Annotated in this window: 20 protein-coding genes, 1 tRNA gene and 2 pseudogenes; 11 read left to right on the plus strand and 12 right to left on the minus strand. The window is 40.2% G+C overall.

Going from position 1 to position 22894, the window contains the following annotated elements; all coding sequences use genetic code 11:
- Positions 1 to 227: 227 nt before the first annotated feature.
- Positions 228 to 1532, minus strand: a complete 1305-nt coding sequence (locus NSMS1_RS29410) for a chloride channel protein (RefSeq protein WP_224088470.1) — start codon at positions 1530 to 1532, stop codon at positions 228 to 230.
- Between the two features lie 169 nt (positions 1533 to 1701).
- On the opposite strand from NSMS1_RS29410, the gene NSMS1_RS29415 reads away from it, so the two are divergent.
- The 3 genes from NSMS1_RS29415 to NSMS1_RS29425 all read left to right on the plus strand — a co-directional run bounded on the left by NSMS1_RS29415 (position 1702) and on the right by NSMS1_RS29425 (position 3838).
- Positions 1702 to 1914 carry a hypothetical protein gene (locus NSMS1_RS29415; RefSeq protein ID WP_224095387.1) on the plus strand — a complete coding sequence of 71 codons (213 nt, stop codon included), beginning with the start codon at positions 1702 to 1704 and terminating at the stop codon, positions 1912 to 1914.
- A gap of 153 nt (positions 1915 to 2067) precedes the next feature.
- Positions 2068 to 2988, plus strand: coding sequence for a histone deacetylase (locus NSMS1_RS29420; RefSeq protein WP_224095388.1), 921 nt, complete (start codon positions 2068 to 2070; stop codon positions 2986 to 2988).
- A gap of 70 nt (positions 2989 to 3058) precedes the next feature.
- Positions 3059 to 3838 (plus strand): hypothetical protein, encoded by a 780-nt coding sequence (locus tag NSMS1_RS29425; protein WP_224088472.1) that lies wholly within the window; start codon positions 3059 to 3061, stop codon positions 3836 to 3838.
- Here the strand turns inward: NSMS1_RS29425 and NSMS1_RS29430 are convergent.
- The 4 genes from NSMS1_RS29430 to NSMS1_RS29445 form a co-directional block, all read right to left on the minus strand.
- The gene (locus NSMS1_RS29430; RefSeq protein WP_224088474.1) at positions 3835 to 4161 is read right to left on the minus strand and encodes a hypothetical protein; all 327 of its coding nucleotides are present in this window, start codon (positions 4159 to 4161) and stop codon (positions 3835 to 3837) included. The two genes, NSMS1_RS29425 and NSMS1_RS29430, sit on opposite strands and share 4 nt — an antisense overlap.
- A 187-nt stretch (positions 4162 to 4348) precedes the next feature.
- A complete protein-coding gene (locus NSMS1_RS29435; protein WP_224088476.1) occupies positions 4349 to 4699 on the minus strand; it encodes a cupin domain-containing protein in 351 nt (116 codons plus the stop codon).
- Positions 4696 to 7587 carry a glycerol-3-phosphate acyltransferase gene (locus tag NSMS1_RS29440; protein WP_224088479.1) on the minus strand — a complete coding sequence of 964 codons (2892 nt, stop codon included), beginning with the start codon at positions 7585 to 7587 and terminating at the stop codon, positions 4696 to 4698. The genes NSMS1_RS29435 and NSMS1_RS29440 overlap by 4 nt, the downstream gene beginning before the upstream one ends.
- A 272-nt stretch (positions 7588 to 7859) precedes the next feature.
- Entirely contained in the window at positions 7860 to 8000 is a 141-nt protein-coding gene (locus NSMS1_RS29445; protein ID WP_224088481.1) for a hypothetical protein, read from the minus strand.
- 264 nt (positions 8001 to 8264) lie between these two features.
- Between NSMS1_RS29445 and NSMS1_RS29450 the strand changes: the two are divergent.
- The 3 genes and pseudogenes from NSMS1_RS29450 to NSMS1_RS29460 all read left to right on the plus strand — a co-directional run.
- Positions 8265 to 8915, plus strand: a pseudogene (locus tag NSMS1_RS29450) (SGNH/GDSL hydrolase family protein); the annotation flags it as partial.
- Positions 8916 to 8984: 69 nt separating this feature from the next.
- Positions 8985 to 10096, plus strand: a protein-coding gene (locus NSMS1_RS29455; protein WP_411908649.1) for an IS630 family transposase whose coding sequence is annotated in 2 segments (ribosomal slippage) — positions 8985 to 9405 and positions 9405 to 10096 — 1113 coding nt in all. Because the reading frame shifts where the segments join, the coding sequence is not laid out codon by codon here.
- 9 nt (positions 10097 to 10105) lie between these two features.
- Positions 10106 to 10426, plus strand: a pseudogene (locus tag NSMS1_RS29460) (SGNH/GDSL hydrolase family protein); the annotation flags it as partial.
- Between the two features lie 64 nt (positions 10427 to 10490).
- Here the strand turns inward: NSMS1_RS29460 and NSMS1_RS29465 are convergent.
- From NSMS1_RS29465 to NSMS1_RS29475, 3 genes are all read right to left on the minus strand, one after another.
- Positions 10491 to 11105 (minus strand): hypothetical protein, encoded by a 615-nt coding sequence (locus NSMS1_RS29465; RefSeq protein WP_224088483.1) that lies wholly within the window; start codon positions 11103 to 11105, stop codon positions 10491 to 10493.
- Between the two features lie 213 nt (positions 11106 to 11318).
- Positions 11319 to 11843, minus strand: coding sequence for a hypothetical protein (locus NSMS1_RS29470; protein WP_224088485.1), 525 nt, complete (start codon positions 11841 to 11843; stop codon positions 11319 to 11321).
- A gap of 123 nt (positions 11844 to 11966) precedes the next feature.
- Entirely contained in the window at positions 11967 to 12875 is a 909-nt protein-coding gene (locus tag NSMS1_RS29475; RefSeq protein ID WP_224088487.1) for a 1-aminocyclopropane-1-carboxylate deaminase/D-cysteine desulfhydrase, read from the minus strand.
- Positions 12876 to 13012: 137 nt separating this feature from the next.
- Here NSMS1_RS29475 and NSMS1_RS29480 point away from each other — a divergent pair, with 137 nt between their 5' ends.
- Positions 13013 to 13252, plus strand: a complete 240-nt coding sequence (locus tag NSMS1_RS29480; RefSeq protein ID WP_224088489.1) for a hypothetical protein — start codon at positions 13013 to 13015, stop codon at positions 13250 to 13252.
- Here the strand turns inward: NSMS1_RS29480 and NSMS1_RS29485 are convergent.
- A complete protein-coding gene (locus NSMS1_RS29485) occupies positions 13249 to 13965 on the minus strand; it encodes a GDYXXLXY domain-containing protein (protein ID WP_224088491.1) in 717 nt (238 codons plus the stop codon). The genes NSMS1_RS29480 and NSMS1_RS29485 overlap by 4 nt on opposite strands.
- Positions 13966 to 14061: 96 nt before the next feature.
- On the minus strand, positions 14062 to 15495 hold the full coding sequence (locus NSMS1_RS29490; RefSeq protein ID WP_224088493.1) for a DUF2157 domain-containing protein: 1434 nt from the start codon (positions 15493 to 15495) through the stop codon (positions 14062 to 14064).
- A 246-nt stretch (positions 15496 to 15741) separates the two neighbouring features.
- Between NSMS1_RS29490 and NSMS1_RS29495 the strand changes: the two genes are divergently transcribed.
- Positions 15742 to 16695: an RsmB/NOP family class I SAM-dependent RNA methyltransferase gene (locus NSMS1_RS29495; RefSeq protein WP_224088495.1), complete on the plus strand. Its 954-nt coding sequence runs from the start codon at positions 15742 to 15744 to the stop codon at positions 16693 to 16695.
- A 185-nt stretch (positions 16696 to 16880) separates the two neighbouring features.
- On the opposite strand, the gene NSMS1_RS29500 is transcribed toward NSMS1_RS29495, so the two are convergent.
- Both NSMS1_RS29500 and NSMS1_RS29505 read right to left on the minus strand, forming a co-directional pair.
- On the minus strand, positions 16881 to 17243 hold the full coding sequence (locus tag NSMS1_RS29500; RefSeq protein WP_224095389.1) for a hypothetical protein: 363 nt from the start codon (positions 17241 to 17243) through the stop codon (positions 16881 to 16883).
- Between the two features lie 334 nt (positions 17244 to 17577).
- A tRNA-Thr gene (locus tag NSMS1_RS29505) sits at positions 17578 to 17649 on the minus strand.
- Between the two features lie 742 nt (positions 17650 to 18391).
- On the opposite strand from NSMS1_RS29505, the gene NSMS1_RS29510 reads away from it, so the two are divergent.
- The 3 genes from NSMS1_RS29510 to NSMS1_RS29520 are packed head-to-tail and all read left to right on the plus strand — an operon-like array spanning position 18392 to position 22893.
- Positions 18392 to 19168 (plus strand): formylglycine-generating enzyme family protein, encoded by a 777-nt coding sequence (locus NSMS1_RS29510; protein WP_263432595.1) that lies wholly within the window; start codon positions 18392 to 18394, stop codon positions 19166 to 19168.
- 55 nt (positions 19169 to 19223) lie between these two features.
- Positions 19224 to 20675 carry an NHLP bacteriocin system secretion protein gene (locus tag NSMS1_RS29515; protein WP_224088497.1) on the plus strand — a complete coding sequence of 484 codons (1452 nt, stop codon included), beginning with the start codon at positions 19224 to 19226 and terminating at the stop codon, positions 20673 to 20675.
- Between the two features lies 1 nt (position 20676).
- On the plus strand, positions 20677 to 22893 hold the full coding sequence (locus NSMS1_RS29520; protein WP_224088500.1) for an NHLP family bacteriocin export ABC transporter peptidase/permease/ATPase subunit: 2217 nt from the start codon (positions 20677 to 20679) through the stop codon (positions 22891 to 22893).
- The last annotated feature ends 1 nt before the right edge of the window (position 22894 follow it).

Consider the following 22894-nt stretch of genomic DNA (forward strand, 5'->3'; position numbering starts at 1 on the left):
AAAAACTCCAAAAAACTTAGATTTTAGCCTTTGCACTTAGTAGAGCGCAAAATTACGCAAAATTTCTTCTGAATAATTGCCATATTTTGATACAATTCTAACACAATATTCCAGGTGTCTGCCTGGGTGTGTAAGCCATAAGTATGGTCAAAAATCTTCTTGTTATTTAGTTAAGCAGCATTGTTTTATTACAAATAAAAATTAATTTCAATTTTCATTAGAAAAAATTATTCTAAAATTTCTTCAAGAGATTGCTGTATCTTGAGTTGAGATTCAATTAACGGTGCTTTTGGTGCTAGAAAAAAGCCGATTAAACTAGCAAAAAGAATTGGCGTAAATGGAGTAAAATTCGTCAATTTTGATAACAATAAAGTAGTACTGATTGGTGTGCGTGTCACGGCTGCATTAATAGCTGCCATTGTACAAATCATAGCCAGTGCGGGATTCAGACCGGGAACTAAAATTGCGACTGCTTTACCTATACAAGCGCCAGTGAAAAATAAGGGAATAATAAACCCACCCCGCCAGCCTCCTGTGACTGTGATGCTGATAGATGCCATCTTACCCAAGGCTAAAATCAACAGGAAAACCGCAGGAAAGTTAGTGCTTAAAACTGAATCTAATTCTTCATGTCCAAAATAGCGGGTTAGGGGTAAGAAAACTGCTAGCGTACCTAAACCCAATCCGGCTATTGTGGTGCGGATATATATGGGGCCGGGAAGCATGGTTAATAATCTGTTACAACCGCGAAAAATTGCCATGAAAATCCATGCGGCGATCGCCCCAATAATACCAAACAGAATGGCTAAAGCAAAGTCATCGATGTTATCTAGACGATACTGGGGAAAATGCCAAGTGGGCGCAATTCCTAAACGGGTGATGAAGGCAAATACTAGATAACTAGCGCAACTAGCAACAATAGCTGGCATCAAAGCTTCATAGTATTCCACGATATGCTGATGGTGGAGTATTTCTAGGGCAAACATCGCCCCGCCCAAAGGCGCACCAAATAAGGCAGTAAAGCCAGCCGCCATTGCTGCTAAACTCATGGATCTGAGGTCTTCGCCTTCGAGACGCAAGCGATCGCCTACCCAAGTCCCAAAAGAACCTGTAACCTGGACTAATGGGGCTTCCGGCCCTGCGCTACCGCCAGCCGCAATACTCACCAAAGAAGCGAGAATCATGGACGGATTTTTACGTGTGTCCAACCGTCCGCCACGAAAATGGATATTATCGACAATTACAGCAATTTCCCCTGGATTCCCTAAAAAATGGATGACTAAGCCAATAATTAACCCAGCTATTGGCATAACTATCAGCAGACTTATACCTGTAAACTTTTCTAGTTGATGAGTTAGCAGTTCTAGAATATTCCAGTACAACCCTGCAAACAAACCACATACAGTCCCTACCACTACCCAGCGTAAAACCCACCGCGAAATTACCAGAGGGTTACGCCTTGCTAGTCCAAAAAGTTGGAAAAACTTTCTGCGTGGAGATTGGTCTGTGCGATCGCGGTTATCAGGTAGCATTGAGCCAATGTGAGGGAATCTTGATATTGCTTATGGTAATGCTCTTTGGTGTTGATAGGGAATAGGAGTATGGGGAAGAAAAACTAATGACTTTTATAAGCCTCAAGACAGTGTATGCCTGACAGCATCAAAGTTTAAGCTAGTGCGTGTATGTTTAGAGCATAGAGTCATGAATAAAGAAACTGTTCCTAGCCAAGCTGAGAAAATGAATCCTGAAGGTGAGCCTTTAAGTCCAGAAGTGTTGGATATGATTAAGCATCCGCCAAAAATGGACGATGTGATTCGTGAACAATCACCAGATGAAAAGCGGGGAAATCAAGCTTTAGTTCCTGAAATGCTGGATGAACCAAGCGACGAAATGACTGGGTTCTCAAAAGATTAGAGTGCTGTTAGCGGTAGCGGCGCGTTTAGCGCGTGATGAGTGCTAAGTAGGTATATCAGTGAACAGTGAAAAACAACTGTCAACTGTCAATTGTCAATTGTCAACTGTCAACAGATACAATGGCATTCAGTATCTTCCAGCTACTCTGTCGCCATGTTCCCAGTTATCTATTCCGATGAGTTTCTAGACCATAAAACCGGAAATTACCACCCAGAAAAACCAGAACGGTTAAAAGCAATTGTTCAAGCTTTAAAGGATGCGGCTTTTGCTGAAAAAATCGCTTGGCGTGAACCTACACCAGCACTGGAAAACTCATCGGTAATGCAGCTTTTGGTTAACGTTCATAGTCCCGCTTACATCAATAAAATCAAAGAAATTGCGACTACTGGCGGCGGTTATCTGGATGGTGATACTCCTGTTTCTCCCCGTAGCTATGATGTGGCTTTATTGGCGGTGAGTGCTTGGTTGGATGGAATTAATACGGTACTTACTTCACAAAATCCGGCTTTTGTGCTGGCGCGTCCACCAGGACACCATGCAGAAAGTGATGCGGGGATGGGATTTTGTCTATTTTCTAATGCAGCGATCGCAGCTTATTATGCCTTAGAAATGCAGGGGATTAACCGCGTCGCTATCATTGATTGGGATGTACATCATGGTAATGGTACGCAGGCGATCGTCGAAACTAACCCGCAAATTGCCTATTGTTCTCTCCATCAATACCCCTGTTATCCAGGTACGGGTAGGGCTACAGAACGGGGTTTTCATGATAATGTGTTAAATCTGCCGATTCCACCCGGTAGTGATATTGGTGTATATCAGCCATTGTGGGAAAAAAAGGTAGTCCCGTTTTTAACTGAGTTTCAACCAGATTTTTTGATAGTTAGTGCGGGTTATGATGCTAATGCTGATGATCCTTTAGCTAGTGTGAATCTACAACCACAGGATTTTGGTTTATTTACTAACTATTGTTTAGGGATTACTCGCAAAATCTTATTTGGCTTAGAGGGTGGCTATGACTTGGATACGCTTTCTCAGTCTGTTGTAGCGACTATTAATAGTTGTTTGGTTTAAAGTCTTTGGCGTTGCGGAAATCTTGATTTGAAATTTGTAGCTTTTCAAAGTCAAGATTTTCAGTGTAATTATGAAACTGCGGATTTTAGAGCAAACGCCTAATTTATTAAAACTACAACTCCAACCACAAGCTATACTTTACTGGCTGTTTGGCAGTATATTTGCAGCAGGTGGCCTATTTTTGATGACAGCAATGGGCAAGACAACCAATTTTACTTGTAATCATGTTGACTCTGACCCAACTTGCCAATTAGTTACTCAAACTATTTTAAAATCTCAAGTTCAAAGTTGGAATATTCAAGAGATTAAAGAAGCTAAATTAGATACGACTACTACTGATGATTGGGGTAGCTATCCTCTCAAAGTTTTGACTAAGAATGGCTCTTTTAATATAAATTTAGTAAATGCAGATGCAGACCAAAAAGAAGCCTACGCAAAACAAATTAATACTTTTTTACAATCACCAGCTACTCAGTTTAATATCAAAGAAGATAGCCGACTTTGGGCTTATCCTTTAGGTATATTGTTGATTGGTTGTGGTGCTATTTGTGTTGTTTATGTATTAAGAAATGGTCAAATAATTTGCACGTTTGACAAAACTTTAGGTAAAGTAATGGTCAAACGTGATTCTTGGTTTGGTGATTCTGTTATTGAGGCTAAACTACGAGAAGTATTAGGTGTTGATATCGATGCAGTTAGGGTCAATAGGTCTACCAGTTACAATGTTGTCATTAAATTAGAATCAGAGGAAGATATTTACCTCAGTGCAGGGCCAATGTTTACGGCTGATAGTGCAGAAAAAACTTTTGAGGCGATCGCTAATTTTCTCCAACTAGAAAGCACAATCTAATTAGGCTCAGATTTATTAGGTTCACTGGGTACAACTTGAGGTTTTTCTAGGAGGCGTAACAAATCTTCTTGCTTTGGTACAACATCAGGATTCACTTTCAATACAGTCTCTTGGTTCTTTTGATTTCTTTGGATTAAAAGTTGAATCTCTCGCTCAAACTGATCTCTACCTTGTTGAAAAAAGTTCGGCTCTCTGGGAATCAACGCACCCCTTATCTGTGAATAGTCGTTAGCTGAGGCAGGTAAGCTTAATAGCAAAGCTACTACAGAAAGTCCTGCGGTTGTAGCTAACGTTAAGAATATTTTCTGCACAATATTTTTCATATTAGCCCCCTGTTAACAGGTAAAAACCCTGTTGAGATTTAAGGGCAATTTCTACTCAAAAAGCTTTATTGGTTTCTAAATTAGCTTTTTGGGAGTATTGCAGTTTCGTCAACTTTATAGACTTTCCTTTATTATACTAATTTCCGTTTAATTACTGACGATATGTCTGGTATATTTGACATTTTATTTAAGTTTCCCCAATCTCTACTCGCAAGCCAAAATAAGTTAGTACGAGTTCGGTTACACCATTGTTAATTACTTCGTGAGTTTCCCCTGGTTCTATGGCTACACAGTTACCTGGAAGTAAGGGGTAGTCTTGACCATTGATCCGAATTACTCCTGCGCCAGATTCGACGAAGAAGACTTCGCACATATCTTGGTGGGCGTGGGCTGCTGCGGTTTGTCCTGGGGCGAAGCTGGCTTGAGAAAAGTTGGTGAGGTGTGGTAAATCACCCAACCTCAACATAACTTTTTTCTTAATTTCTGGGTTGTGTGAAACAGGTTCTTCGGGTAGGTCATTTAGGGACGTAGTAATCATTCTGGTCTTAAATCGTTGGATAATTCCACAATACCCCTAGAGCCGTCAATTCTCACCCGTTGACCGTCTTGGAGAATCCATGTTGCACCTTTAACATCCATGACGGCAGGAATACCGTATTCTCTCGCAACGATCGCCCCGTGGGAAAGTCTACCTCCAGCTTCTGCAACTATTCCTCCGGCTCTTACCAACAGAGGGGCCCAGCCAGAATCGGTATAAGGTACTACTAAGATTGTATCTTTGTCGATGTCTGGTAGGTTTTGTAGGTTCCGCACCACTTTGATTCTGCCTTCGGCTTGTCCATGACTGGCGGGTATACCTTCTAGTATTTGGTCAGAGTATACTTCTGCTGCATCTGCGGGATGTGGCGGGATATTGCCGTAAACTACCAGGGGAACTTGCTCAATTAAACTATCTTGATGGAATTGCGATCGCCTAAATTTGATCTGTTCGGTTAAGTTAGCCTTCAATTCCTCATCTGCATCGGCTAATAAACGCCGCAATTCATCCAACTCCAAAAAGAAGATATCGCCAGCTTGCTTAAGTAAGCCAGATTTCAACAAAATCTTTTCTAAAGCTACGAATCTCCAGCGTAATTCTGCAAGTAAGCGTGAATAAACTTCGGTGACTCGTCCTTTAATATCTACCCGGCGTTGTACTGTCCCGCGTTTGCGCTTGGGTGGATGAGCTTTACTGGCTTCTAATTCGGCTTTTTCTGGTTCGCTGAGTTGAATTAACTGGACAAATAATTGCTTGATGGGTTGGGGGTCTTCTTTCCAAGTGGGAACGGCTATATTCGTGCCTACATCGCTTAAATAGCCATAATCTTCCAAAAGTTCGTTAAATTCATAAAGAATTTTCTCTCCTTCTGGAGTTTGTTTCAATTTATCAAAGACTTGTTCAGGTTCACATTCTGGTAATACCTGTTTCGCATCCACCGCTAAAGCTCTTAGGGAACGTAAGGCTGCTACTTCCGGGGTGACGCTGTTGTCAATTTGCTCGTCTTTGACGCGGAAAATTCCCTGTCTGATGGCGGCGCTCAAAGGAGCCAAAATACTATAATAAGTGCCACGACGCATCAAATCTAGGTTGAAATCAATCCCGGATAATAGTTCTGCTATTTCCTGTTCTTCTAAAGACGCATTCGCTAATTGGGACAACCCAGGAATAAATACGTTTTGGTAATCCTGTTTAAAGTCCTTTTCTAAGTTGAGTTCCTGTTTGAGTAACTTCAGCAGTCCTGGGAAATTTTGTATAGTTGACTGCAACGGCGGTTTACTTATTTTCGCGCCTCTAGTCAAAAACTCCAGGCTCTCTGGTGGTAATCCCATTCTCAAGAAGATATCTCCTAAGAGGGAGGCGTTAAAATAAGCTCTAGAGTAATGCAGAGTTGCTGTTTCTGTAAAATCTAAACCTGTAGCGCGATCGCCTAATACTATGGTGAATATATCACCCCAAACTCCACAAGTTAAGGGACGATTAATCGACCAAGTTAAGGGATGCACCACCCCAGGAATTACTTCTGCGGCAATCTTCCTTGTCCAAATTGGTAGTAGGGTGGTAATTGGTCTTGTTTGCAATAACCACAAGGTTTGTCCGTCGTAACTCCACTCGATATCCTGCGGTACTCCCAAGTAACGCTTTTCTAGGCGACGGGCTAGATATGCTACTTGTTTAATTAACGCCTGCGGTACTCGTCCCGTCCCTTCTAATTTCACTGAGGACAAGTTATCAGCCTCAACCACAAAAGCCCGGTACTGTTCGGGTGTAACTTTCCCAGATACTACTTGAGTGGGGCTACCAGGTAAAGCTTCGATAATTACCGCATCGCCTTGTTGGGTGATGGGATCTCGGCTAAAAGCTACGCCAGAATAGGCGCATTGGACTTGTTGCTGAATGAGAACTGACATGGCTGTGTCTGGTAAACCGCGATCGCGGCGATACTGCACAGCCGATGGATTATTATATGATTCTCTAACTTCTGTAATAGCTTGTTGTAGTTGCTGCTCGTTGGTAACGTGCAGCACTGTTAAATATTGCCCAGCCGCCGAAGCCTGTTCGGAGTCTTCCCCAATGGCGGAAGAACGGACTACCAAGGGCGATAATTCGGAAGGTTGTAGAAATTGTAATAATTGTTCTGGGTCATTACCAGGGACAAGTACCCAACCCTTGGGGACTTGATAACCCCAGCGTTTAATCTGGGATAAGGTAGCAGCCTTCTGTCCTACAATCGCTTGATTTAACTCATCATCAAGAGTGAGAATTGTGTCACTACCGCGTAAATACTCAAATACTGGTTGTGATTCTGAATCTGCTTCTTGAGACGATAAATCCAGGTCATCAGGAATCCGTTGATAAATCCACCATAGCAGTCCTGCTAGGGCTACAGCCGTGATAATTTTGGGAAAATCTTCGGCATGAAGCAGCACTATAAATATGGGAAACACAAATAGGACTCCATACTTTACTAGATTTCTCGACTGTAAAAGCGTGAAGCTGATAATTGCTAATAGAGTAACAAATATTGCTGCTAGAGGATCATGTACTAACATTCCCCAGACGACGTTGGTTGTTCCCGCCCCTCTCCCCATTAAGTACCTACCAAGTACCAAGGCGATGAGGGATAGTAGTTCCCAAAACGAACCTTCAGGGAAGAAAGCACGCGCAATGTAAACGGCTGCGATCCCTTTTAAGGCTTCTGAGACAACCGCTAAAACCCCTGCTAGTTTCCCACCGTGGTAAAAAGCGGCGGAAACACTGATATTCTTTGTACCAATTTGAGCCAAATGTCTCTTCTTGAGCGCGTAAGTAATCCAGGAAATTAACGGTAACGCGCCCAACAGGGGACAGATAATTAATATAACTAAGGCACCCCAAAGTTCTCTCATGCTAAATTTATAATTTGAGATTAATCTTGCACTTAAAATCTCAAATCTTCAATATCTAAAATTTTTTTGCTAATTTTAAATCATTATTTATGGGGCTGTTAGTTGCTAGATGAACCACAATTACTAGGATTAATGAAGGGTGTAGGGGTGTGAGGGTGTAGGGGAGCCGAACTGGCGTGTGTAATTTATGAGAAATTTTCCCTTATACCCTTATACCCCTAGAACTTTGCACCCTAATTCTAGTTGTCGGTGTCCTTCTAGGCTGCTTACACCTAGTTGAGTGCGTAGGCTGCTTGTAACGCCCAAATAACTAGACCGGCGATTGATCCCAACAGTAAGACTGTAGAGATGGTAACAACTTTAGGGGAATCTGCCCCGTCAAATTTCATAATTCCGCGATTTAAGTCGGACATAGCTTTGTATTCCTCCTTTTTTACTGGGACGATTTACCCGTTTCGATTTTAGTCTGTCTACTCGCTAATAAGGCGATATAACTAATAATATTTTGTTTAAGCTTTGCAACATTTTCATCACTAATTTTGTGTATTTCTATAGGCTGGTTGTTTAGTTTTATACGATGGAAGTTGACAGTTGACAGTTGACAGCGCTGCACTGAGCTTGTTGAAGTGTTGACAGTTGACAGTCGTGATTGCCTGCTGACTAAGGACTAATGACTAATGACTATTGACTATCGATTAATAATAATTTCGCTGATAACTATAGGGTTAATTGCGGTGGAAATAGGATTGCGATCGCTCTTTGGTTTTGGCAATCCCCTCATTTACATTGGTGATGAGCAAATTGGTTACTTACTGGCTCCTAACCAGCATACCCGCCGTTTTGGTAATCAGATTGACATCAATGAATATTCTATGCGGAGTGGGAGTATAGCTAAAATTCCTGCACCCGCTACTCTACGAGTGCTACTTTTGGGAGACTCGATTGTTAATGGTGGATGGTGGACTGATCAAAAGAATACAATCTCTAGCTTGCTGACTGCTTCTCTTAGTTCATCAACTCATGACAATTATCAACAAGTAGAGGTGTTAAATGCTTCGGCTAATTCTTGGGGGCCGAGAAATCAACTTGCATACTTACAACGGTTTGGTAATTTTCAATCCCAAGTAGTGGTATTAGTGATAAATACTGATGATTTATTTGCTACTGCGCCGACATCTTTACCAGTAGGACGCGATCGCAATTATCCAGACAAAAAGCCACCCCTAGCATTAATAGAAGTATGGCAGCGTTATATCCAAAAGTCACAGCCTGACCCAGAATTAGCCGCAGTACAGAAAGAAGCAGGCGATCGCGTCGGCATTAATCTAGTAGTCTGCCAAGGTAACTTTGCTAAGTAAAACCTCTAATTGGTAAAATAGCCAAAAACGGGGTGTAACATGGCGAAAAAGTACATTGTTGACTTGAATGAAGAGGAAGTTTCTCAGCTACAAGCAATAATTAAAAAAGGTAAACACAAAGCAAGAACCATAACCCGTGCAAACATTCTTCTAATGGCTTCTGAAGGAGAAACGGATCAAGCGATCGCTAGCATAGTTAGAGCGCATGTTGCAACAGTGCAACGAATACGAGAAAAATTTGTCATTGGGGGGTTAGATTTTGCTTTAAAGGATGAAGTTCATCCACCAAAACCTAAAAAGTTAGATGAAAAACAAGAAGCATTTTTAATTGCCACTGCTTGTTCCAATCCACCAGTTGGAAGAGTACGTTGGACAATGCAATTATTAGCGGATCATTTAGTGAACGTTGGTATCATAGATTCAATTTCGGACGAAACAGTGCGTCAAACTTTAAAAAAAATGAAATCAAACCGTGGTTAAAACAACAGTGGTGCATTCCTGAAGTTAACGCAGAATATGTTTTCCGAATGGAAGATGTGTTGGATTTATACAATGAGCCTTATGATCCTAAACGTCCTGTAGTCTGCTTTGATGAACGTCCCTACCAACTAGTAGAAGAAGTAAGACTTCCTTTGCCACCAGAGCCGGAGCAGCCTGAACGTTATGATTTCGAGTATAAACGTAACGGGACAGTAAATTTATTTGCGTGTTTTCAACCCTTGGCAGGTTGGCGGCATATCGAAGTTACAGAACGTCGAACTAAAGTCGATTTTGCTAAACAGATGAAAAATTTAGTAGATGTTTGCTACCAAGATGCTGATGTTATTCGTTTGGTAGTTGATAACCTGAATATTCATACTCCCAGCGCATTATATGAAGTTTTTCCACCAGAAGAAGCACGTCGAATTATTCAAAAATTAGAGTTTCACTATACTCCTAAGCACGCTTCTTGGTTGAATCAAGTAGAAATTGAATTATCTGTTTTATCCCGCCAATGTTTAGAACGGCGTATTCCTAATGCAGAAACATTAACTTCTGAGATTGCCGCTTGGGAGAAACAACGTAATCAGCAAAAAGCCAGTGTCTATTGGGGTTTCCAAACCAAAGATGCTCGCCGAAAAATGCAGCGTTTATATCCAACTCTAACCTAGCAAAGTTGTCTTGGCAGACTACTAGATGCTATCAGTAAAATTGCAGAATTTACTCGCCAAAACAACAGCAAATTTTTGTTAGTGATGACTCCCTTATTACGAGAACTAGGTGAACCAGGGCCCCGCGATTACGAAATCAAAGCACGCCAACGCCTCAAAGAATTTACCCAGTCCCAGCAAATGACTTATGTAGATTTTCTGCCTATATTCAACGCTACTAATGACTTTAAAGCCTTATACCAAGACCATATTCATCTAAACTTGCAAGGTAATCAAGTAGTCAACCAAAAACTTGAGCGATCGCTTTTACCACTTCTACAAAAGAGCTAAACTCTTAATTACCAATTACCAATTACCAATTACCAATTACCAATCACCAATTCCCAATTCCCAATTACTCCCTAATCCATAAAGCCAAGCCTCCCCCACGCCCACGGGCGGCGATAAAATCTTGTGTAACTATAAAGAATGCAAAAAATGCCTGTTTTGCTATAGGTTGGGTATAAAAATCTTCAGACTCAACCTTACCAGAACGAATTTTTTGTTGGTAAATAGTTCGACCAAATAAATTAAGATAAATTTGGGTAAAATCAAAAGCTAAGATATTTTTCTTTCCTATATATTTAGCTGGGCCTGTAAGTTTTAATAACAAAGACCCTAATTTTACTTGGTTAGCAACTTCACCTTTGCTGATGTCTTCCGTTGCAGAAGGACTAAAGGATATATAAATTTTTATCAATTGAGGTACATACCAACCTTTACCTAAAATAATTCCTCCTCGTTTTTGAGCTTTTTTGGTTCCTGTAGCAAAACACAGTTTCCACGTTCCAGCTAAAGCAGCAAAATCATAAGTTAGTCGATGCTGTTTAGCTGATTTTTCTGCTTGTAACAAAGCATTTACAATCGCTTCTGGCTGAGGACGGTTGTTGTTTTCTCCTCGATAGGCGACCGCAGCTTGGGTTAGAGTTTTAATAAAGTCACCTGTATTAGTTGTCAAATTAGTATTCATTATGTTGTAGATAACTTTAAGCTTTTATTTATTTTATAAGTAAAGATTTGTGTCTTTAACTAAAAATATTTTATCTCAATTTGTAAATGCTTAAATAAAAAGCGATCGCTTTAGATGTATCTGCGATCGCTTAAAGTTTTAGAGGAAATTATAAAGTTGACGTAACTACTATCAAAGCACTTAAAGTTCACCTTAGATGTAAAAGTTTGTTAGCTAATGAGGCGATGAACTTAAAGTTTTTGTAATTACATTGACTGGCCCAGAACAGTAAACACATAATTCATTGGCAATCTCTACAGCTTCTTTAGGACTTTTGTCTAAATACATAGCTGTTAAAGCAAAGTGCTGTCCTGCACCAATAGCACTAAACTCATTAATCTTTTCCACTAAATAGCTACTACTGACACGAAAAATTTCACCTTCAATGCCAATTAAATAACTATTCTTACGCCCGAAACTATCATCTTTCTTTTTCGCCCAAGCGTAAAACTCGACAATAAAATCGAGAACTGCTTCTACTGTAGTTGCAGCAGGCTTATGATTTCTGGCGAATCTTTGCATGAAGCTTAACTCCATGACATAGCCCACACTACCGATAATCATGTCATTAACTTCAAACAATTTTCCTTGTTCATCTCCCGTGACACGAGAAGTTTCTGTTAAGTATCCATTGACGCGAATGCTATCAGCAGCGAACTCTAATTTATCTGCATATCTTTTAGCAGCAACAACGCTCATAATTCTTGAAGTTAAGACTTAGTATGTTTATTTTATCTAAATTATAAAAATTATTTATAAAATCGATTTAAGTTTTTTGTAAATATGCAGACATTTTCAATCCAAAACCTAAAATTTAAAATCTCAAATTGTATTGCCTTGTAACCCGCCAGTGTGGATTAATAACAAGCGATCGCCACTACAAAAATATCCCTGCTTGAGCAAATCCATGACACCATAAAACATCTTAGCGGTGTATACGTAATCTAGAGGTATACCGTGGGTTTGCTGAAACTGCTGGCTAAATAATAACAACTCATCTTTCACCTTGGCATAACCTCCAAAATGATAATCACAAATCAATTCCCAAGGTACAGGAGAAGTATATGGTGTAGGTAATCCAGTTGCGAGATAATTCTGCACTAAGTTGTCGATATCCTGTGCTAAAAACCCACCACTTTTTAACACAGGAAAACCAAGCACACGCTGTTTAGAGTTAAGTGATAGAGTAATACCTGCTAAAGTTGTCGCAGTACCACAGGCTACACACACAGTATCAAATACTTGCATTGCCGCAGTTACTATTTCCAGACAACCGCGTACACCATTTAAGTTACTACCACCTTCAGGAATAATAAAAACTTCTCCAAAGCGTTTTTTAAAATCTGCGTGTAACTCAGCACTGTGCTTGTGTCGATAAGTTTGACGATCAACATAAACAAGCTGCATACCTTGTTGTAAAGCAAAACTCAATGTTGAGTTTAAAGGTAATGTTTCTTCTCCACGAATTACACCAATTGTTGCAAATCCCAGTAACTTACCTGCGGCGGCTGTGGCAAAGATGTGATTAGAATATGCACCACCAAAGGTAAGTAATTTTGTGTAACCTTTTTCTTTCGCTTCAGCCAAATTATATTTTAGCTTATACCACTTATTACCGTTTACCCACGGGTGCATTAAGTCAAGGCGTAATACATACACTTCCACACCTAAGCTACTAGCAATCTCACTATCAATTTTTTGCGTCGGTGGAGGAACAAAATTCAACGGCATAAAGACTTATTATTATTAAAAGATATATTATTTTTCTCTCTTTTCAAAAATCTTCTCAAACTAGCTGACAGAAACGGCATGGATGTGTAAAGTAGTTGATAACTGGTTAACACATTTAAACTTTGACACATCCATCTATGGATAGAAAAACTAAACGCCTCCTGCTGCTTGTGACTTCTTGTAGTGTAGCGGGTGTAATTTTAGGGGGAACCGCTAGTTGGGCTGAAAGTAATCTTTGCTTACAGTCCGATAAAGTTACAAGTGAGTGCCTGACTCAGAACCCTATACAAAAAACTGTGGAAGGCATGAGTACAGGCTTATTAGCTGGAGCAGGGGCAGCTTTTGGTGTAGCATGGAATGTCCGCCACGAAGATTAAAAACGATAATTGCGATCGCGTACCCATAAACTGACAGGTACAGCATTACCCTGCGGGTCTACCTTCACTTTCACAGTTAGCGATCGCAACTGTCCATCTCTAGTTTGACGAGCAGCGCGGAAAATGTCGTTATTCAACTGCCGACGTTGCTCGTCTGGAACATTATATGATTCCACACCATAGTTAATAGTCCCATCTTGGTAAACACCCCTCAAAGCTACCTGATTATCTCGTAAAGACATAGGTAAATTACTGCTCACACGCACAGGTCGCCAAGCTCTAGGAGTACCACGACCAAAAGATTGTTGTTCTTGCAAAATCACGTATAAGTTAGTTCCCTCAAGTAGTCTTCCACGCCTTCCCTCATTTCTGCTAACTACCTCCTCCCAGCCGGGAAGCCGCCGCAAATTAGAAATACGAGATATGTTGTAATCCAGATTGAGCGTATAGCCACGCAACACATTATCAGGATCGTTCGGTAAAGTTTGTAAGATTACTTCCCGACCTGCAAGGTTGGTGTACATTGCTTGAGTGGGAACAGATAAAATCAAACCTGTTTGCAACATCAGGGGTAAAATTAGCCGCCAAAAAGGCAAAGGCTGATTGTATTTTTGTTCAGTAGCAGTCAAATAATCCCGAAAAGTCAGTTTTTTAGAAAACTCAGCTTCAGGAGACAAAGTTTTATTCTTGCTAGATTCAGAAGTTTCTGCCATAAGCGTAGTCCTAATAATAGTTTTGGGGAGCGGACATAGGACTTACGCAGAGTAGGGAGTGGGGAGTGGGGAGTGGGGAGTAGGGGATAATAACTGTCAACTTGACTTCTTCCCCGAAGAACCAGTGAGACGATTCTCAAACCACATGCCGGCGCTGATTAATATCGAGCCGCACATTAAGAAAACCATTGACCTAAATAATAAGTCAGTGTCGTACTCTAACATCCGACTAATAACTAGTAAAGTTAACAATAGCATACCGCCCCAAAAAGAGCGTCGGTCGTTTAACTTCATTCCCTCTTGAATGAGTCCCCAAGACAAAACTGCTAAAAGCACGTTGAAAATAAAACTGCCCAAGTCGCCGATGCGATTGATAGCTTGATGCCAAAACGGTACTACAACGATAAATCCGAGGAAAATGGCAATTAGTCCCGTATTAAAAACGACTTCCCTCCGGGGAGGGTTGCTTCTTTGACGTAACAGAAACAACCATTGTAGGACGGCTAAACCACTAATAATCCCCAAGTCGATGACGGATACAGATAAGAAATTGCTACTGTTGTTGTTTGACCCAAAGGAATTATAGGAAGAACTTTGCCATTGCCAACGAAAGGAAAGGGCATAGAAGACTAAACCAAAAGCAATAAGGGCTAGGTTACGTGCAAGGGGTTGAAAGAGTCTGTAATTGATGGTGGGAAATAGTAGATCGTCGTAACTCCAGAAGATTGCCGGAGGTAGGGCTAAGGCAAAAGAAGCTACCCAAGGCGCAACATCAGAGAATTTGAGTAATGGTAAAGGATTGAGGTTGAATTGCAAGGAACTAGCAAAGAAGAACGCCGCCAAAAAGAAAATCCATCGTGAACGGCATAAGTAAGCTAAAGGTACAAATAATAACCATGATACAAGCGGCATATGGCGTACTGCTAACCGCGCCCAACTCAATTGGTCTGAGGAGTACCATAAATCTCCAAGTCCAGCCCAGTAGCCAATCATGACTAGGACAATGGACATGATTCCCAAGGAATTTAATGATAGTCCGTAAGCCATGAAAGAAACACCAAATCCCCAGGCGAGAAAAAATTCAGCAGTAGAACCAGTGATATTAAAAATCTGTGCCATGAGGATGAGGTTTGCCCCCAGAATAAAAGCGGCAAAAATCAGTAAAGCTTCTCCCAAGAAGCGTTTATTACGTTGTGACTTTTTCCCTTCTTTACTGTTGAGTGTTGGTTCTCTCCAAGTGTAAAAACCTGTAATACTAATAAAGAAAAATAAACTCATCATCAAGATGAATTTGACTTCCCGTGACCAAGACAACCAGTTAGCAGCAGCAAAGGTAAAGACACCTATAACCAGCAGAACACCGCCGATCGCGATCGCAATCATCATAAAGCGATCGCGTGCAGCCATATCTAGATTTTTAAATTGATAGCGATCGGCAATTTGCTGATATTGCGAAGCACTAATGATTCCTTCATCACGCCATAACTCCGCATCTCGCCGTAATCTTCGTTGAAAATTATCAAAAAACATGACCTCTCCACTGCGTTAGGCTAGTTTGGCAATCATTTTGGATTTACGCAGGGATTGTCAGTTGTCAATAGTCCATAGTCAACAGTCAACAGTCAACAGTCAATAGTCAATAGTTTATTATCTCACTCTCCCTCATCTCCCTCATCTCCCTCATCCCCCCATCTCCCTCCACACCTTACTCCCCAGTCCCTAGTATTATGAATCCAAGCCCCTTATAAGTATTGTTCCTCTGTAACAGTTTTACTAATGGAAAAACCATCGAATTTACTACTGAAACTCGCACGACGTTTGTTTGAAAATCCTGATAAACAAGAAGAATTTATTGATGCTTTAGTTGCTCCTCAACCTTTTAACCCTTGTATTCTTTGGTGTCAAAATAGACCAAATAATCTACCTTTTTTCATAGAATCTCCCATAAGTTGGCAACCCTCATTTGTTGACCGTCTGCCTTTAGGAGAAAAACCGGGTCAGCATAGCCTACATCATCAAGGATATTTCTATTGTTTAGATTTTTCCTCTGTATTTGCAGCGTCTATTTTATTAACAATTCCTCAATCAGTAAAGTTAGTTTTTGATATGTGCGCCGCTCCAGGCGGTAAAAGTATTTTTGCTTGGCAAGCCTTACACCCAGAATTAATTATTTGTAACGAAGTAATTGGTAAACGTTTAGGAATGTTAATTTCTAATTTAAAACGTTGTCATATTAGCCCTAGTTTTGTCGTTAATCGAGATTCTAGTATTTTTGCAGAACATATGCCCTTATCTAGTAACCTAGTCTTAGTAGATGCACCTTGCACCGGGCAATCTCTATTAGCTAAGGGGGAAAAAGCACCCGGATGTTTTCATCCTACTGCTATTAATAAGAGTGCTAATCGTCAAAAAAGAATCATAGCGAACTCTGCAAAGCTTGTTGCTCCGCAAGGTTATCTTGCATACATGACTTGTACCTATTCTCCCGAAGAAAATGAGCAAGTATGTGAATGGTTTTTATCACGCTTTCCTCAATTCCAAGCAATAAAAATCAACCATCTAGAAGAATATCAGTCACACTTAACTACTATTCCTTGTTATCGTTTGTTCCCACAAGATAGATTAGGCGCTGGTGCTTTTACTATACTTTTTCAGAATACAGATGAAGGGCAATTTAAGGAAATTGAACAAGATATTTTTCAGAACTTAGGTATTATACATAAATTATAGTTATTATAGTATTTTATTGCATATCAATTAAAAATTTATCCTCCCTAACACAACTGGTAAATATTACGTGATCGCTCCATAAAAATATAAAAGAACACATATAAATATGTGTCCTTTGAGGTTGATGGAAAGGTGTAAACTGTTAAATTTTTACTTGCTTGAAAGGAGTTAACAGAAAGCCTTGTCTATCTATTATCGTCACTAGCGCTTCTCTTAGCTGTGTCTGGATAAACAGAACCGAACTGTTTTACCGCTTCTCCAGATTCTTTGGCAATTCTTTTAGCTCTTTCACCAGGAGCATCTTCTGTTTGACGAGCTTCTCTATTCCATTCTCCGGTGGTTTTAGGTCTATCAGCATCATCCTGATGTACAACTTGATCCAATCTCTTAGTTACATTGTTGGTACTACGTCCAGAGTCAATGCTGGAGTTTAGGCTTGTTGTTAGTACCAAAAAACCAACTAAAGCAATAGCAAAAAAACGCTTTACTTGAAACTCTTGAAATAAAAACTTGATATGATTGACTACCTTAGAAAAGAAATTTGCCATCATCATACTCCATTAATTTCGCGTTGATATTTTTCACATTTTTGGCAATAATTTGTCAAGTTAAAACTTTGGTTAGTGATAAGATTTAATCACTAACTTATCCAATTTTGAACGTAATTATTTGCCACTCAGCACAATTTAAAGTTAACGATAAAAATCGGCTTATTCATCTAACAGAAGTTAGAAATTATTTATCAAACAGGAGGTTTTTTCTCATCCTTCTATATATTCAAGGGATGAAATCGTTGACTGCGTTATTGCGGGTGCAAGGTGTTGGGGATTCCATGCTGTACATTGGCAATCGACACGGCGAATTGCGGGGTTTTGGGTTAAAAGCCAGCAGTCGGATTTGAACCGACGACCTTCCGATTACAAGTCGGATGCACTACCACTGTGCTATGCTGGCAACTTGGCATTGGCTTTAAAGCACTCACCGATTCATAATTTTAGCACAACTAATTTATTTGTCTAGTTTTAGAGCGTATTAATTTGAGCAAGGAGATGGAAGTTAACTCCAGCCTGGAGATTCCTCGTTCTCGCTTGACACCGGAATCAGTTTAATCAGTGGAAGGAACTGTTTTTGGAATTTTCGGGCGCTCTCATCTTTCTAGGTCTGGCTCAAGAAGGTGGTTCGAGCAGACTTTCAAGCGAATTTATGGATAGAAATCGTGTCAGGATTGTCTATTTTTAATCGTTGCTCATAAATAATCTGCAAAACTTGTTCAAACAGTGGTTGAGCTTCGCTGTAACGTCCCTGTAAAGATTGTTAAGGGTGAAAGTTTAAATGTAGTGATGAATCTTTTCAGGGTCACGAAAACTTACCAGCTTTATCCAATAAAACTTCTGTTGTTTTTTCTAAGACTTTAGTAGCAACTATAGTTCCAACAGCGATCGCACTAGCAGTTAATGGCTCCATCTACTATCTCTTAAGCGCTGCACTATAATTTTACCCCTTAGTAGTACAAATGTATTTATAGGTTTTTGAGTATCTTTCTCTGTTGGGAACTACTGGGAATTATATTTATTAAGTTTTATAACGAAACGCATAATCTTTGAGTATGAAAATGAATGATAAACATGACTATGTACTACAACCAAATTTGAAAAATACTCAAAAAACTTGAGATAGATAATCAGGAGGATTAATTATTAGTTACTCATTTTCTACAGATTTTGTATCTATCCCGGCTGGAGAATTTGGCATGGGTTCAACATTAGCAGAAGTAGAGGCTTGTGTTGAATACTGGGGGTCAAAATTAGTTGATTCTACCTACAATAAATCTAAATTTTATCAATGGATACTGAAAGAATTTCCTAAGCATTCAGTCTGCTTACCAGCATTTAAAATTAATCGATTTCCAGTAGTGAATGGAGATTATTTTGAATTTGTCAAAGCTACGGATGCTAGGATACCAAAATCGATTTTGTTGGATGAACCCAGCAATCATCCAGTCTGGGGTGTTTCATTTGAAGAAGCACAAAGTTACGCTGATTGGTCAAGTCTCAAATTAGGATGGCAATGCCGATTACCAACTGAAGCTGAGTGGGAATATGCAGCGCGTGGAAATTCGGACAATGAATATCCATTCGGTCAAGAATTTGACGCTCAAAAGTGTAACACCATTGAAGCTGGTATTGGTCATACAACACCTGTTGACCTTTATACTAACGCCGCTTCTGAATTTGGTGTTTGTGACTTAGCTGGAAACGTTGAGGAATGGACTGTTGATTTTTATCAACCATATACAGGTGGTAAGTATATTGACGATGATTTAAGTATGGTATTGGGGCAATATCGGATACTTAGGGGTGGTTCTTTTGCCCGTGGTGGTGACTTAGCACGTAGTGCTAGAAGACACGGCCCGTTTCCGTCGGAAGTATTTCAATACACTGGTTTTCGACTTGTAATTCCAGAAGATGTTTAAATTAGTCTTGTTCACATCTGTTAATCTACATTCACTTACATGATAGAAAAAGAAAATGGAGGTTAAAAAGCAAAATAAACTATTTCGCCAGAAATCTCTGGATAGATTAGAAAAATTGTCTTCCCCTGAAGGCATTGATCATCTTGTACGTGTAGTTAGTCCTCAAAGTTGGTTACTCGGAATTTCGTTGAGTGTGCTAGGTTTACTAGCAATATCATGGGCATTTTTTGGGCGTATTCCTATTACTGTAGCTGGGCAAGGTGTACTGATTCATCCACGGAAAGTAGTTGATTTGCAATCTACAGCTAGTGGACAGGTGATAGAGATGAAAGTTCGTGTTGGTCAGGATGTGAAGCAAGGTGATCTACTCGCAATAGTTGACCAAACTGAATTAAAAAAACAGTTACAGCAACAACGCACCAAACTTTTAGAACTAACAGAACAAAATTTAGCTCAGAGTGAACTACAACAACGTCGTGCTAGTCAAGAACAACTGCTTGTACAACAAGAACGTCTAGGAATACAGCAAAAAATCGAGCAGTTACAAACAATCACACCTGCACTTGTTCAGCAAGAACTATTTGCTATTCATCAGCGACGGGTGTCGATAGAGCAGAATTTGAAATCCCTGCAAAACATTTCTCCTGAACTTCAGGAACGCTTAAATAAACGCCAGAGTTTACAAAATGCTGGAGCTATATCTGATGATTTGCTCTTAGAAGCGAAACAAACATATATAGATAATCTCAAGCAAATTTCGCAAATGCAGGCGGATTTAAAAGACCTAGATGTTCGCCAATTGACAATTCAAAAATCTCTAAAAGAAAATGCTAATCAAATTTTGGATTTGCAAACGCGCTCTAGAGCATTAGATACTAGAACTACGCAATTGCAGCAACAAGATTTAGAAACAGCAACAACTAGATTAAATAAATTGCAAGATGTGAAGCGGGAGATAGCCCGATTAGAATTACAACTACAAGGCAAAAGCGAAATCCGCAGCAAATATAATGGACGGGTGTTAGAACTAGCGACATCAGCTGGGCAAGTTCTCAATCCAGGTGTGCGTTTAGGTTCTATTGATGTTGCCGATGCCAATAGTAAGATATTAGCTTTAGTTTATTTACCAATTCAAGAAGGTAAAAAAGTCAAACCTGGGATGTCTATAGAGGTCACACCAGATACCGTACAACGCGCCCGTTTTGGTGGCATTGTAGGTAGAGTGAGTCAGGTTTCACCATTTCCCGATAGTAGACAAGGCGCAATTAGTTTAGTAGGTAATGCAGAGATTGTAGATAAATTATTGCGTGGACAAACTGCATTGGGAATGTTTGTGGAATTGCAGAAAGACTCCACTACTTTTAGTGGTTATCGTTGGTCGTCTTCGTCAGGGCCACAATTACAAATAACACCAGGAACAACAGTCAATGGACGCATCACGGTCGAAGAACGCGCACCCATTACATTTATTTTACCTAGTTTGAAGTCTACAACGGGACTGGACTAAGATGAGCGATCGCACCAAATTTTACCGGAAAGTGAAAACACCACTGGTTCTGCAAATGGAATCTGTAGAATGTGGTGCAGCTGCTTTAGGGATTATTCTCGCCTACTTCGGTCGCATTGTCCCATTGGCAGAACTACGCCAAGCTTGTGGAGTCTCCCGTGATGGTAGCGGCGCATTAGATATTGTCAAAGCAGCTCGACAGTATGGTTTAGTAGCAAAGATATTTAAAAAAGGCATTGCTGCACTCATACAACAACGTCCTCCCTATATTGTATTTTGGAACTTTAACCATTTTGTCGTCGTAGAAGGGTTCTCTGGTGATGCTTTTTCTGAAAAAACCCGACACAAAAGCCACGTTTGGATTAATGACCCAGCAATTGGTCAGCGTCGCGTTTCCTTTCCAGAATTTGATGATGCTTACACAGGCGTAGTCCTGGTTCTAGAACCTGGGCCTGACTTCATCAAAGGTGGGAGTAAACCTAGTGTAATTCAAAATTTAGCGACCAGACTCCAAGGCTCATACAGCACACTGGCTTACTGTGTATTAATTAGTTTCTTACTAATCATTCCCAGTATTACCATACCTGTATGTACTCAAATCTTTGTGGATGAAGTTCTCTTACAAGGACGAGAACATTGGTTGCGGCCTTTAATTTTAGGAATGCTAGTGGTCATTCTGTTTGAAGGTACTCTAGCTTGGTTACGTTTATTACATTTGCGGCGATTTCGCGTGGTGCTGTCCGTTAAAATGTCTAGTAACTTTCTGTGGCATATATTACACTTGCCCATCAATTTTTATAGCCAACGATACGCAGGCGAAGTTGCTAGCCGCCAAATGTTAAATAACAGAGTCGCGCAAGTGCTTTCAGGACAACTAGCGACAACTTTGATCGATGCAGTATTGCTGATCATTTATTCATTTATCATGTATCAATATGATACAGTATTAGCCACAACAACAGTATTTTTAGCTATAGCTAATTTTGTAGTTTTAAAAGGTTTATCACAAAAAAGAATAGCTGCCAGTATTCAACTATCACAGGTACATGGGATGATGACTGGTGTCGGGGTGGGCGGGCTAAAAAGAATCGAAATGCTCAAAGCCTCTGGATTAGAGTCTGATTTTTTTGCTCGTTGGGCTGGACATCAAGCCAAAGTCATTAATATCCAACAAGAAGTAGGTATTCCCACCAGATTATTGCAAGTATTACCGATTTTTCTATCTAGCATCGCTTTCATGAGTTTAATTGTCCTTGGTGGCTGGCGAGTCATGAATGGTTATCTCAGCATTGGGACATTAATTGCCTTCCAAAGCTTGATGATTAGGTTTATGCAGCCAATTAATGGTTTAGTCGAAATGGGTAGTACATTGCAAGAATTAGTTGGTGATATTGATCGCTTAGAAGATGTTTTGAGTAATCCTATGGATCAGAATTGTCAGCTAAGTCACAAAGAGCAAGTGCGAGAATTTGCCGACTCAATAGATTTCTTGACCGATATCGAGTTAGAAAACATTACTTTTGGTTATAACAAAGCAGCCGCGCCTTTAATTGAAAATTTTAATTTATCGCTGACACCTGGTAAAACTGTAGCGATTGTTGGTGCTAGTGGTTCGGGAAAATCTACTGTGGCTCGTTTAGTTGCTGGTTTATACGAACCTTGGGATGGTCAAGTCTTAATTAACGGACGATCGCGGCACTCTATCCCCAAGTATGTATTATATGAAGATTTAACAATGGTGGAGCAGGAGATTTTCTTATTTACAGGTACAGTGCGGGATAATTTGACCTTATGGAATCACACTGTTGACCAGGAAACCTTAGCTTCTGCCTGCCAAGACGCAGAAATCGCAGATACTATATTGGCTCTACCGGGTGGCTACAATGCCGAAATTTTAGAAGGGGGATTAAACCTGAGTGGTGGCGAACGCCAGCGATTGGAGATTGCGCGATCGCTTGTTAGTGAACCAAAGATTTTAATTCTCGATGAAGCAACAAGTGCGCTTGATCCACAAACTGAACGCAGAGTCATGGAGAACTTGCGCCATCGGGGTTGTGCTTGTTTAATTGTCGCCCATCGTCTCAGTGCAATTCGGGATTGTGATGAGATTATTGTATTACAAGCAGGTCAAGTGGTGGAACGAGGCACTCATCCCGAATTATGGCAACAGCAAGGGGTTTATGCCGCATTAATTAGAAGTGAGGGAGATTCTCTCTAGG

This window comes from Nostoc sp. MS1, assembly GCF_019976755.1.
Taxonomy (GTDB): domain Bacteria; phylum Cyanobacteriota; class Cyanobacteriia; order Cyanobacteriales; family Nostocaceae; genus Trichormus.

Coding starts and splice junctions, on each gene's coding strand:
- NSMS1_RS29465 (WP_224088483.1), bottom strand. CDS start 11,105: ATGAATACTAATTTGACAACTAATACAGGTGACTTTATTAAAACTCTA.
- NSMS1_RS29520 (WP_224088500.1), top strand. CDS start 20,677: ATGAGCGATCGCACCAAATTTTACCGGAAAGTGAAAACACCACTGGTT.
- NSMS1_RS29515 (WP_224088497.1), top strand. CDS start 19,224: ATGGAGGTTAAAAAGCAAAATAAACTATTTCGCCAGAAATCTCTGGAT.
- NSMS1_RS29470 (WP_224088485.1), bottom strand. CDS start 11,843: ATGAGCGTTGTTGCTGCTAAAAGATATGCAGATAAATTAGAGTTCGCT.
- NSMS1_RS29420 (WP_224095388.1), top strand. CDS start 2,068: ATGTTCCCAGTTATCTATTCCGATGAGTTTCTAGACCATAAAACCGGA.
- NSMS1_RS29435 (WP_224088476.1), bottom strand. CDS start 4,699: ATGATTACTACGTCCCTAAATGACCTACCCGAAGAACCTGTTTCACAC.
- NSMS1_RS29500 (WP_224095389.1), bottom strand. CDS start 17,243: ATGGCAAATTTCTTTTCTAAGGTAGTCAATCATATCAAGTTTTTATTT.
- NSMS1_RS29495 (WP_224088495.1), top strand. CDS start 15,742: ATGGAAAAACCATCGAATTTACTACTGAAACTCGCACGACGTTTGTTT.
- NSMS1_RS29430 (WP_224088474.1), bottom strand. CDS start 4,161: ATGAAAAATATTGTGCAGAAAATATTCTTAACGTTAGCTACAACCGCA.
- NSMS1_RS29425 (WP_224088472.1), top strand. CDS start 3,059: ATGAAACTGCGGATTTTAGAGCAAACGCCTAATTTATTAAAACTACAA.
- NSMS1_RS29440 (WP_224088479.1), bottom strand. CDS start 7,587: ATGAGAGAACTTTGGGGTGCCTTAGTTATATTAATTATCTGTCCCCTG.
- NSMS1_RS29485 (WP_224088491.1), bottom strand. CDS start 13,965: ATGGCAGAAACTTCTGAATCTAGCAAGAATAAAACTTTGTCTCCTGAA.
- NSMS1_RS29490 (WP_224088493.1), bottom strand. CDS start 15,495: ATGTTTTTTGATAATTTTCAACGAAGATTACGGCGAGATGCGGAGTTA.
- NSMS1_RS29445 (WP_224088481.1), bottom strand. CDS start 8,000: ATGTCCGACTTAAATCGCGGAATTATGAAATTTGACGGGGCAGATTCC.
- NSMS1_RS29480 (WP_224088489.1), top strand. CDS start 13,013: ATGGATAGAAAAACTAAACGCCTCCTGCTGCTTGTGACTTCTTGTAGT.
- NSMS1_RS29410 (WP_224088470.1), bottom strand. CDS start 1,532: ATGCTACCTGATAACCGCGATCGCACAGACCAATCTCCACGCAGAAAG.
- NSMS1_RS29475 (WP_224088487.1), bottom strand. CDS start 12,875: ATGCCGTTGAATTTTGTTCCTCCACCGACGCAAAAAATTGATAGTGAG.
- NSMS1_RS29415 (WP_224095387.1), top strand. CDS start 1,702: ATGAATAAAGAAACTGTTCCTAGCCAAGCTGAGAAAATGAATCCTGAA.